At 58.1% G+C, this 11,650-nt stretch carries 8 protein-coding genes; 1 reads left to right on the top strand and 7 read right to left on the bottom strand.

The features are described from left to right. Positions 1–176 precede the first annotated feature (176 nt). The 7 genes from lpdA to sdhC all read right to left on the bottom strand — a co-directional run bounded on the left by lpdA (position 177) and on the right by sdhC (position 9,285). Complete coding sequence (lpdA, locus tag M5G26_RS27910) at positions 177–1,613, bottom strand: dihydrolipoyl dehydrogenase (RefSeq protein WP_034156249.1); 1,437 nt, start codon at positions 1,611–1,613, stop codon at positions 177–179. A 97-nt stretch (positions 1,614–1,710) separates the two neighbouring features. Further along, a complete protein-coding gene (gene odhB, locus M5G26_RS27905; RefSeq protein WP_273917037.1) occupies positions 1,711–2,931 on the bottom strand; it encodes a 2-oxoglutarate dehydrogenase complex dihydrolipoyllysine-residue succinyltransferase in 1,221 nt (406 codons plus the stop codon). A gap of 42 nt (positions 2,932–2,973) precedes the next feature. Beyond that, positions 2,974–5,805, bottom strand: a complete 2,832-nt coding sequence (locus M5G26_RS27900; RefSeq protein ID WP_122600286.1) for a 2-oxoglutarate dehydrogenase E1 component — start codon at positions 5,803–5,805, stop codon at positions 2,974–2,976. A gap of 251 nt (positions 5,806–6,056) precedes the next feature. Beyond that, positions 6,057–6,761 (bottom strand): succinate dehydrogenase iron-sulfur subunit, encoded by a 705-nt coding sequence (locus M5G26_RS27895; protein WP_007919888.1) that lies wholly within the window; start codon positions 6,759–6,761, stop codon positions 6,057–6,059. Between the two features lie 11 nt (positions 6,762–6,772). Then, the gene (sdhA, locus tag M5G26_RS27890; protein WP_038363946.1) at positions 6,773–8,545 is read right to left on the bottom strand and encodes a succinate dehydrogenase flavoprotein subunit; all 1,773 of its coding nucleotides are present in this window, start codon (positions 8,543–8,545) and stop codon (positions 6,773–6,775) included. Positions 8,546–8,548: 3 nt separating this feature from the next. Beyond that, positions 8,549–8,917 carry a succinate dehydrogenase, hydrophobic membrane anchor protein gene (gene sdhD / locus M5G26_RS27885; protein WP_007919900.1) on the bottom strand — a complete coding sequence of 123 codons (369 nt, stop codon included), beginning with the start codon at positions 8,915–8,917 and terminating at the stop codon, positions 8,549–8,551. After that, entirely contained in the window at positions 8,911–9,285 is a 375-nt protein-coding gene (sdhC, locus tag M5G26_RS27880; RefSeq protein WP_038363944.1) for a succinate dehydrogenase, cytochrome b556 subunit, read from the bottom strand. The genes sdhD and sdhC overlap by 7 nt, the downstream gene beginning before the upstream one ends. Positions 9,286–9,647: 362 nt before the next feature. On the opposite strand from sdhC, the gene gltA reads away from it, so the two are divergent. Continuing rightward, positions 9,648–10,937 (top strand): citrate synthase, encoded by a 1,290-nt coding sequence (gene gltA, locus M5G26_RS27875; RefSeq protein WP_003222994.1) that lies wholly within the window; start codon positions 9,648–9,650, stop codon positions 10,935–10,937. The last annotated feature ends 713 nt before the right edge of the window (positions 10,938–11,650 follow it).

Below are 11,650 nucleotides of genomic sequence, written 5' to 3'. Positions count from 1 at the left end.
TACCGTCTTCGTTAGGTACTGCGCATTCGGCGCTGCGCTCGTTTGAGTGCCGCGCCACCTGTGACTGCTGCTTGCGTAGCTGAGCTACGCAAGACTGCGTCCAGCGGACATTCCGCGGTGAGACTTGCTCGCAAGGCTCACGACGGGCCGTTACCGCCGTGGTTTCTTATTGTCTGTTAACGCTTTTTGCGGTTGGCAATGTGGATGGCGCCGCCATTCACAGCCAAAGCAGCTTCGTGCAAGGCTTCAGACAGGGTCGGATGGGAGAAAACCATCATGCCCAGGTCTTCAGCGCTGGTGCCGAATTCCATACCGATCGCGCCCTGCTGAACCAGTTCTGCAGCGCTCGGGCCAATCACGTGCACGCCCAATACGCGGTCAGTCTTGGCATCAGCGATGACCTTGACGAAACCACCGGTATCGTTGGCGGCCATGGCACGGCCGGAAGCGGCGAACGGGAAGGTGCCGACGTTAACTTCAACGCCTTCAGCTTTCAAGGCCTGCTCGGTTTTGCCAACCCACGCGATTTCCGGGTGAGTATAAATAACCGAAGGGATCAGGTCATAGTTCATCTGGGCTTTGTGGCCCTTGATGCGCTCGACAACCATGATGCCTTCTTCCGATGCCTTGTGCGCCAGCATCATGCCGCGAACCACGTCACCGATGGCGAAGACGCCCGGTACGGTGGTCGCGCAGTGATCGTCAACGTGCACGAAACCGCGCTCGTCGAGGGTCACGCCGCTGTCGGAAGCCAGCAGATCAGTGGTCACCGGACGGCGACCAACGGCTACGATCAGCTTGTCGAAAGTGATGGTCTGTTCGCCGTTGGCATCGGTGTAGTTCACAACGACTTCGTCGCCGTTCACTTTCGAGCCGGTTACGCGAGCGCCCAGTTTGATGTCCAGACCTTGTTTGGTCAGGGTTTTCAGCGCTTCCTTGGAAACAGCGGTGTCCGCTGCCATCAGGAAGGTGTCCAGAGCTTCGAGGACAACCACTTCCGAACCCAGACGCGACCACACCGAACCCAGTTCCAGACCGATCACGCCAGCGCCGATCACGCCCAGACGCTTAGGTACGGTTTGGAATTCCAGTGCGCCAGTCGAATCGACGATGACTTTCTGATCAACCGGAGCCGGTGGAATGTCGATCGGACGCGAACCTGGAGCCAGGATGACGTTTTCAGCTTCGATGACTTCAACCGAGCCGTCTGGCTTGGTGACTTCGACTTTCTTGCCAGCCAGCAGTTTGCCGTGGCCCTGGATCGAAGTAACGCCGTTGGCCTTGAACAGAGTGGCAACGCCGCCGGTCAGGTTCTTGACGATGCCAGCCTTGCGGCCAACCATCGCAGCGACGTCCATTTTGACTTCGCCAGTCGAGATACCGTGAACGTTGAAGCTTTCTTTCGCTTCCTTGTATTTCCAGGAACTGTCGAGCAGCGCCTTGGAAGGAATGCAGCCCACGTTCAGGCAGGTGCCGCCCAGGGCTTGCTTGCCTTCTGCGTCGGTGTACTTCTCGATGCAGGCAGTGGTCAGACCCAGCTGCGCGGCCTTGATGGCAGCCACGTAGCCACCAGGGCCAGCACCGATCACTACTACGTCAAATTTCTGCGACATTCAAAAAATCCTCTTTAGCGAAAAGCTTCAAGCCGCGCGCCCCAAGCCAAGCTGCCCTTTCCTGCAGCTTGAAACTTGAAGCCCGCGACTGCTTCTATCAGATATCCAGCAACAGACGAGCCGGATCTTCCAGCAGGTTCTTGATGGTCACCAGGAAGGTCACAGCTTCTTTGCCATCGATCAGACGGTGATCGTAGGACAGTGCCAGGTACATCATCGGACGGATAACGACCTGACCGTTGATGGCCATAGGACGCTGGATGATGTTGTGCATGCCCAGAATCGCTGCCTGCGGCGGGTTGACGATCGGGGTCGACATCATCGAACCGAAGGTACCACCGTTGGTGATGGTGAAGGTACCACCGGTCATCTCGTCCATCGACAATTTGCCGTCACGGGCTTTTTTGCCGAATGTTGCGATGCCGCCTTCGATTTCAGCCAGGCTCATCAGCTCGGCGTTACGCAGAACCGGAACAACCAGGCCACGGTCGCTGGAAACGGCAACGCCGATGTCCGCGTAGCCGTGGTAAACGATGTCGCCGCCGTCGATCGACGCGTTGACAGCCGGGAAGCGTTTCAGCGCTTCGGTAGCAGCCTTGACGAAGAACGACATGAAGCCCAGGCGTACGCCGTTGTGGGACTTCTCGAACAGGTCCTTGTACTTCGAACGCAGGGCCATGACTTCAGTCATGTCGACTTCGTTGAAAGTGGTCAGCATCGCCATGTTCGACTGAGCTTCAACCAGACGCTTGGCCACGGTGGCACGAACGCGGGTCATCGGTACGCGCTTCTCGATGCGGTCGCCAGCGGCGAACACAGGAGCAGCAGCCGAAGGAGCAGCAGCCTTGGCAGGCGCGGCAGCCGGAGCGGCTTTCTTGGCAGCAACAGCAGCAACCACGTCTTCCTTGGTCACACGACCGCCCTTGCCGGTGCCGGCAACGGAAGCGATGTTGATGCCGTTTTCTTCAGCCAGTTTGCGCGCAGCCGGAGCAGCAACAGGATCGTCTTCGCCTTCGGCAGCAACTGGTGCAGCAGCAGCGGCCGGAGCAGCAGCGGCGGCTGGAGCAGCGGCAGCAGCGCCGCCCTCAACGATAGAGCCCAGCACTTCGTCGGACAGGACGGTTTCGCCCTCGCCCTTGACGATTGCGCCCAGCACGCCATCAGCGGTAGCCAGAACTTCCAGTACGACTTTGTCAGTTTCGATGTCGACGATCAGTTCGTCGCGCTTGACGGCGTCGCCCGGCTGTTTGTGCCAGGTGGCAACGGTGCCATCGGCAACCGATTCCGGGAAAGTGGGGGCTTTGATCTCGATAGCCATTATCTGTGGTTCCTTAAATTCGGTTTCAGGTGCGCGAAGGCGTTAAATGGTAAACGCGTCTTGCAGGAGTTTTTCCTGCTGCTCGGCGTGCATCGATGCGTAACCACAAGCTGGGGCAGCAGAAGCCTCACGGCCCGCGTACTCAAGTACGAGAGACTTGTCGAGGTTACCGATGCTGCGACGCAAGTGGTGCTGGCTGCAGTACCAGGCGCCCTGGTTCATCGGCTCTTCCTGGCACCAAACGGCATTTTTGACGTTGGTGTACGGAGCCAGGACTTCTTTCAAGTCGTCCTCAGGGAATGGGTACAGCTGCTCGATACGCACGATGGCAATATCTTCACGGCCTTCGGCACGGCGTTTTTCCAGCAGGTCGTAGTAGACCTTGCCGCTACACAGAACAACGCGCTCGACCTTTTTCGGGTCCAGAGCATCGATTTCCGGGATCACGGTCTGGAACGAACCTTCGGCCAGATCTTCCAGGGTCGAGATGGCCAGTTTGTGGCGCAGCAGCGACTTCGGCGTCAGCACGATAAGCGGCTTGCGCAGCGGACGAATCACCTGACGACGCAGCAAGTGGTAGATCTGTGCTGGCGTGGTCGGTACGGCGACCTGAATATTGTGCTCGGCGCACAATTGCAGGTAACGCTCAAGACGTGCCGAGCTGTGCTCAGGACCCTGACCTTCGTAACCGTGTGGCAGCAACATGGTCAGACCGCAGAGACGGCCCCACTTGTGCTCACCGCTGGTGATGAACTGGTCGATAACAACCTGTGCACCGTTGGCGAAGTCGCCGAACTGGGCTTCCCAGATCACCAGCGCATCCGGCGTGGTGGTCGAGTAACCGTATTCGAATGCCAGTACCGCTTCTTCCGACAGGAACGAGTCGTACAGGTCAAAGCGTGGCTGACCGTCGTACAGGTGCTGCAGCGGAATGTAGGTGCCCGCGTCTTTCTGGTTGTGCAACACAGCGTGACGGTGCGAGAACGTACCGCGGCCGATGTCCTGACCGGTCATGCGGATCGGGTGACCTTCGAACGCCAGGGTCGCGTACGCCATGGTTTCAGCGTAACCCCAGTTGATCGGCAGGCCGCCGGCTTGCATCTTCTGACGATCTTCGTAGATCTTCGAAACCTGACGCTGAACCACGAAGCCTTCCGGAATTTCCAGCAGCTTGGCGGACAGTTCTTGCAGGGTCTTCAGATCAAAGCGAGTGTCGTGACGCGCAGTCCAGGCGTGGCCCAGATACGGACGCCAGTCCACGAACAACTCTTTGTTCGGCTCTTTGACCAGCGATTTCACGACGTGCAGACCGTTGTCCAGCGCGTTGCGGTATTCGTCGACTTTCGCCTGAACACGCTCTGCGTCGAGCACACCGCCCTGGGTCAGACGATCAGCGTACAGCTCACGGGTGGTGCGCTGTTTGGTGATCTGCTGATACATCAGAGGCTGGGTGCCGCTTGGCTCGTCGGCCTCGTTGTGGCCGCGACGACGGTAGCAGACCAGGTCGATCACCACGTCACGCTTGAACTGCATGCGGTAGTCGATGGCCAGCTGGGTCACGAACAATACGGCTTCCGGATCATCACCATTCACATGGAGGATCGGCGCCTGGATCATCTTCGCAACGTCGGTGGCGTACTCGGTGGAACGCGAGTCCAGCGGGTTGCTGATGGTGAAACCAACCTGGTTGTTGATCACGATGTGCACGGTACCGCCGGTCTTGAAACCGCGGGTCTGCGACATCTGGAAGGTTTCCATGACCACGCCCTGACCTGCGAATGCAGCGTCACCGTGGATGGAGATCGGCAGAACCTTCTCACCGGTCGGGTCGTTACGACGATCCTGACGGGCGCGAACCGAACCTTCTACCACCGGGGAAACGATTTCCAGGTGGGACGGGTTGAACGCCATGGCCAGGTGAACTTCACCGCCGGCGGTCATCACGTTGGACGAGAAGCCCTGGTGGTATTTAACGTCACCGGAACCCAGCTCGACCTTCTTCTTGCCTTCGAACTCGTCGAACAGCTCGCGCGGGTTCTTGCCGAAGGTGTTGACCAGTACGTTCAGACGGCCACGGTGGGCCATGCCGATGACGACTTCCTTGGTGCCGTAGGAACCGGAACGCTGGATCAGTTCGTCGAGCATCGGAATCAGGCTTTCGCCGCCTTCCAGACCGAAACGCTTGGTGCCCGGGTATTTGGTGCCCAGGTATTTTTCCAGGCCTTCACCGGCAGTCACGCGCTCAAGCAGGTGGCTCTTGATGTCGGCGGAATACGTCGGACGACCACGCACGCTTTCCAGACGCTGCTGGAACCACTGGCGCTGCTCGGAATCGGTGATGTGCGTAAATTCAGCGCCGATGGTGCGGCAATATGTCTGCTGCAACGCTTCGTGAATTTCGCGTAGGCTCGCTTCCTCTTTGCCGATGAACAGGTCGCCGGCACGGAAGGTCGTATCAAGATCGGCATTGGTCAAGCCGTAATGATTGATCGACAGGTCTGCAGGTGCAGGACGCTGCCACAGCCCCAGCGGGTCAAGCTGGGCTGCCTGGTGGCCACGCATACGGTAGGCCTGGATCAATCGCAGCACTTCAACTTGCTTCTTCTCGTGCTCACTGCTCACGCTGCCGGCGGAAACCGGTTGGGCGCGGCGCTGGTTCTTTGCCAGCAGCACGAAATGATCGCGAATTGTCGAGTGCGAAACATCAGTGGCAGAGTTGCCGTCGGCAGGCAACTTCTGAAAGTAGGTGCGCCACTCTTCTGGCACAGCGTTAGGGTCGTGCAGGTAGAGCTCATAAAGCTCTTCCACATAGGCAGCGTTTCCACCTGAAAGGTAGGCGCTGTTCCACATGCGCTGCATCACGCTTTCTTGCATGCTTGGTCACCCTCGGTTAGGGGAACACCATCGATGTCGACACCGAGCAAACTTGCAGAAGTCCGAATGCAGCGACTAAAACAAGCCACTTAGGATCACACTGATAGTCCGGGTACCAGCCCGGATGCCCCTGCTTGTCTCATTTCTTCAAAATAAGAGCGGCAGCTTGTGGCTACTGCTCTGGTTATAGCCATGACGCGGGTTGAAGCCCGCGCCACAGCCTCTACGGTGCAGCGGTTACAGCAGCTGAATCACACGCCGCTCGAAAGCAGCATGTTACGGATGTGACCGATGGCCTTAGTCGGGTTCAGGCCTTTCGGACATACGTTGACGCAGTTCATGATGCCCCGGCAGCGGAAGACGCTGAACGGGTCATCGAGCGAAGCCAGACGCTCGTTGGTCTTGGTGTCACGGCTGTCGGCCAGGAAGCGATAAGCTTGCAGCAGCGCAGCTGGACCCAGGAACTTGTCCGGGTTCCACCAGAAGGACGGGCACGAAGTCGAGCAGCAAGCGCATAGGATGCACTCGTACAGACCGTCGAGCTTTTCACGCTCTTCTGGCGACTGCAGACGCTCGATGGCCGGAGCCGGCGTGTCGTTCTGCAGGTAAGGCTTCACCTTCTCGTATTGCTTGTAGAAGATGCTCATATCGACGACCAGGTCACGGATAACCGGCAAGCCTGGCAGCGGACGAACGATCAACTTGTTACCTTTTACAACGGCGGACAGCGGCGTGATGCACGCCAGACCGTTCTTGCCGTTGATGTTCATGCCGTCGGAGCCGCAGACACCTTCACGGCAAGAGCGACGATAGGAGAAACCCTCGTCCTGCTCTTTGATCAGGGCCAGCACGTCGAGCACCATCAGGTCTTTACCACCGGTATCGACCTGGAATTCCTGCATGAACGGCGCAGCGTCCTGATCAGGGTTGTAGCGATAAACACTGACTTTCAACATGGCGGTCACCCTTAATAAGTCCGGACTTTAGGTTCGAAAGTCGGAACAGTCTTCGGCGAGAAGTTCACGGCACGCTTGGTGACGCGCTTGTCACCCGGGAAGTACAGGGTGTGGCACAGCCAGTTTTCGTCGTCACGATCTTCGAAGTCTTCACGGGCGTGAGCACCGCGCGACTCTTTACGTACTTCGGCCGCGATGGCGGTAGCTTCAGCCACTTCCAGCAGGTTTTGCAGTTCCAGCGCTTCGATACGGGCAGTGTTGAACGCCTGCGACTTATCGTTGATCTTCACGTTGGCAATGCGGGTACGCAGGTCGGCCAGCTGAGCGATACCTTTCTGCATGTATTCGCCAGTACGGAATACACCGAAGTAGTTCTGCATGCAGCTTTGCAGCTCGCGACGCAGGGTAGCTACGTCTTCGCCGTCGGTACGGTTGTTCAGTGCGTTCAGGCGCGACAGGGCAGCTTCGATGTCGGCTTCGGTAGCGTCGTCGTATTCGATGCCGTCGGTCAGTGCTTTTTCCAGGTGCAGGCCGGCAGCGCGACCGAATACCACCAGGTCGAGCAGCGAGTTGCCGCCCAGACGGTTGGCACCGTGCACCGATACGCAAGCCACTTCACCTACCGCGAACAGACCCGGGATGATCTGGTCCACGCCTTCGGCATTCTGGGTGATCGCCTGGCCGTGGATGTTGGTGGCAACGCCGCCCATCATATAGTGGCAAGTCGGAACAACCGGAACCGGCGCAACAACAGGGTCAACGTGTGCGAAAGTCTTCGACAGTTCGCAGATGCCTGGCAGACGGCTGTGCAGCACTTCCTCGCCCAAGTGGTCGAGTTTGAGCATTACGTGGTCGCCATTCGGACCGCAACCGTTGCCGGCGATGATTTCTTTAACCATCGAGCGAGCAACCACGTCACGACCGGCAAGGTCTTTGGCGTTCGGAGCATAACGCTCCATGAAACGCTCGCCGTGCTTGTTGATCAGGTAACCACCTTCACCACGGCAACCTTCTGTAACCAGCACACCGGCGCCGGCGATGCCGGTCGGGTGGAACTGCCACATTTCGATGTCTTGTACCGGTACGCCAGCACGCAGAGCCATGCCAACGCCGTCACCGGTGTTGATCAGGGCGTTGGTGGTGGAAGCGTAGATACGACCTGCACCGCCGGTAGCCAGCACGGTGGCCTTGGCGCGGATGTAGGTGGTTTCGCCGGTTTCGATGCAGATTGCGATCACACCGACGAATTCGCCTTCCTGGTTTTTCACCAGATCAACAGCGTAGTACTCGTTCAGGAACGTGGTACCGGCTTTCAGGTTGCCCTGATAAAGGGTGTGCAGCAGTGCGTGACCGGTACGGTCGGACGCCGCGCAAGTACGTGCAGCCTGACCGCCCTTGCCGTAGTCCTTGGACTGACCACCGAACGGACGCTGGTAGATACGGCCTTGCTCGGTACGCGAGAACGGCAGACCCATGTGGTCCAGCTCGAAAACCGCGGCCGGGCCTTCCTGACACATGTACTCGATAGCGTCCTGGTCACCGATGTAGTCGGAGCCCTTGACGGTATCGTACATGTGCCAGCGCCAGTCATCGTTCGGGTCAGCGGACGCGATTGCGCACGTGATGCCGCCCTGGGCGGATACAGTGTGCGAACGGGTCGGAAAGACCTTAGTGATCACGGCAGTCTTGTGACCGCCCTGTGCCAATTGCAGCGCAGCGCGCATGCCGGCACCGCCACCACCAATAATGATGGCGTCGAAAGAAATCGTTGGAATGTTAGCCATGACTCAGATACCCCAGAGAATCTGCACACCCCAGACGAAGTAAGCGAACATCGCGATGCCGCAAACTGCCTGGAAAAGGAAACGTACTGCAGTCGCGGACTTGCCCAGCGCCATTGGCGTCAGGTAGTCGGTCGCGATGGTCCACATGCCGACCCAGGCGTGAGCGCCAAGGGCAACGAGGGCCAGCAGACTGAAGATACGCATCCCGTTGTGAGCGAACAGGCCGTGCCACTGGTCGTAGCCAATGCCCGGATTCGCTGCAAGGTATCCGATCAGGAAGATGAAATAAGCCGCGAGAACAACCGCAGACACACGTTGCGCCATCCAGTCATAGAGGCCCGAACGCGAAAGGTTCGTAACGCTGGTTACCATATCCAAACTCCTGCCAGAACGATCAGCACCACGGAAATGGCGATGATGATTTTCGAGCCCAGGCGGCCGCCTTCCAGCGTCTCACCGATGCCCATGTCCATGATCAAGTGGCGCACACCGGCTACCAGGTGATACAGCAGAGCGGACAGGAGGCCCCATGCTACGAACTTGGCCAGCGGGCTGGTCAAGCATGCCTTCACTTCGGCAAAACCTTCCTCGGAACCCAGAGACTTGCCCAATGCATAAAGCATGAAGCCGATACCCAGGAAGAGGATGATGCCGGAAACACGGTGAAGAAACGACGTAACGCCGGTGATGGGGAGTTTGATGGTCCTTAGGTCTAGGTTTACAGGTCGTTGGCTTTTCACGGCTTTTTTTTCACACTGAAGAGCCCCTAACAATCAGGGCAAAGTTGTTGGGGAGTGCACTGGTCAGGTAACCACCACCCAGGGATGCGACCCCCAACAAAGCTGGCCCAAAAGCCCTTGGCGGTCGGTGGCCGAGTATAGACAGTTAGGTTACTAATGACAACGCAATCACCTACCCCAAATAGCTGATTGCACAAGTCGTATAAAAGGCGTAAATGGCAGTCAATTTCGAGGAAAAAGTGCGCTTAAAGCCTTCTGGAGCAAGACTTTAGGCAAATTGACATTCGAATTTATCTCACTATAGTGGTGCGGGCCCTGCGTGGGGGGTCTGTCTGATGGTTCAAGCATAAATAGGAGGCCACATGGCTGACAAAAAAGCGCAGTTGATCATCGAGGGCGCAGCCCCCGTCGAGCTGCCCATTTTAACCGGCACCGTTGGTCCCGATGTAATTGATGTTCGGGGCCTGACGGCCACGGGCCGCTTCACTTTCGACCCTGGTTTCATGTCGACCGCCTCGTGCGAATCGAAGATCACCTATATCGACGGCGACAACGGCATTCTGTTGCACCGCGGCTACCCGATCGAACAGCTGGCTGAAAAATCGGACTACCTGGAAACCTGCTACCTGCTGCTCAACGGCGAACTGCCGACCGCAGAACAGAAGGCCCAGTTCGTCAGCACCGTGAAAAACCACACCATGGTTCACGAGCAGCTGAAAACCTTCTTTAACGGTTTCCGTCGCGACGCCCACCCGATGGCCGTCATGTGCGGTGTAGTCGGCGCCCTCTCGGCCTTCTACCACGACTCCCTGGACATCAATAACCCGCAGCATCGCGAAATCTCCGCGATCCGTCTGGTTGCCAAGATGCCGACCCTGGCAGCGATGGTTTACAAGTACTCCATGGGCCAACCCATGATGTACCCGCGCAACGATCTGACGTACGCGGAAAACTTCCTGCATATGATGTTCAACACCCCGTGCGAGATCAAACCGATCAGCCCGGTACTCGCCAAGGCCATGGACCGGATCTTCATCCTCCACGCCGACCACGAGCAGAACGCATCGACCTCCACCGTGCGTCTGGCCGGCTCTTCGGGTGCCAATCCGTTCGCCTGTATCGCCGCCGGTATCGCTGCACTGTGGGGCCCTGCCCACGGCGGTGCGAACGAAGCCGTGCTGACCATGCTTGACGAGATTGGCGATGTGTCGAACATCGACAAGTTCATCGCCAAGGCCAAGGACAAGAACGATCCGTTCAAACTGATGGGCTTCGGTCACCGCGTTTACAAGAACCGCGACCCTCGCGCGACTGTAATGAAGCAGACCTGCGACGAAGTACTGAAGGAACTGGGCATCAACAACGATCCGCAACTCGAACTGGCCATGCGCCTGGAAGAGATCGCGCTGACCGACCCGTACTTCATCGAACGCTCGCTGTACCCGAACGTCGACTTCTACTCGGGGATCATCCTCAAGGCGATCGGCATTCCGACCAGCATGTTCACTGTGATCTTCGCGCTGGCACGTACTGTTGGCTGGATCTCCCACTGGAAAGAAATGCTCTCCAGCCCGTACAAGATTGGTCGTCCGCGCCAGTTGTACACCGGCTACGAGTCGCGTGATATCACCAAGCTGGAAGACCGCAAATAAGATTTGTCTTGCGATAACGTCTTAATGTTGTACCGGGAACGGCCTCTATTTATATAGGGGCCGTTTTTGTTTGTGCTTTCGCGATTCTTTTGGTGATTGGGGACATATCCGTTGCTGCGGGTGGTGCCGCTGGCGGTTTCGCTCTTACAGCGAGTCCCTTTTTCAAACGCCGGAGTGCCGGCCCAGCAAAAAGGAACCAAAAGGCTTTGCCCCTGGCGTACGGCACTTCGCTGAGGCTCAGTGTTCCCTCGCTACGGTGTCCATCCGGGGGCATCGCCTACGGTTTGCTTCGCTGCACCTCCTCTCGATGTATGCGGCTACGCCGCACGGCGCTGCGCGCCTAACCCCCGGATGAACACCTCCGCTCGGCCTGCCGATGGGGCAAAAGATCAAAAGCCGAAGCAAGATCAAAAGCCAGATCAAGAGCCCCTCACCCTAGCCCTCCCGAAACGTCGGACCGCCCGTAGGGAGAGGGGACTGACCGCGTGGACTGGAAGAGATACAGACGTGCGATACCGCGTTGAACTCAGGTTTTGAAAAGCCCACAGATCGGCCCCCTCTCCCTCGGGAGAGGGCTGGGCGGGCGGCGTTCCGATGAGGGGCAGCCCCACCACAGAATCAAAGCCGAGCATGCTGTGCTCCTCACCACTCAACAGGATGAGCGTTAGCTCGGCTGCAGCTCTTGATCTGTAAGGCGACGTCGGAAGGCTGAG

Origin of the sequence: Pseudomonas sp. TNT2022 ID642 (assembly GCF_028656995.1) — a bacterium.
In the GTDB taxonomy this organism is placed as follows: domain Bacteria; phylum Pseudomonadota; class Gammaproteobacteria; order Pseudomonadales; family Pseudomonadaceae; genus Aquipseudomonas.
Note: the sequence above shows the minus strand (reverse complement) of the source record. Positions and strands in the feature narration are given on the sequence as shown.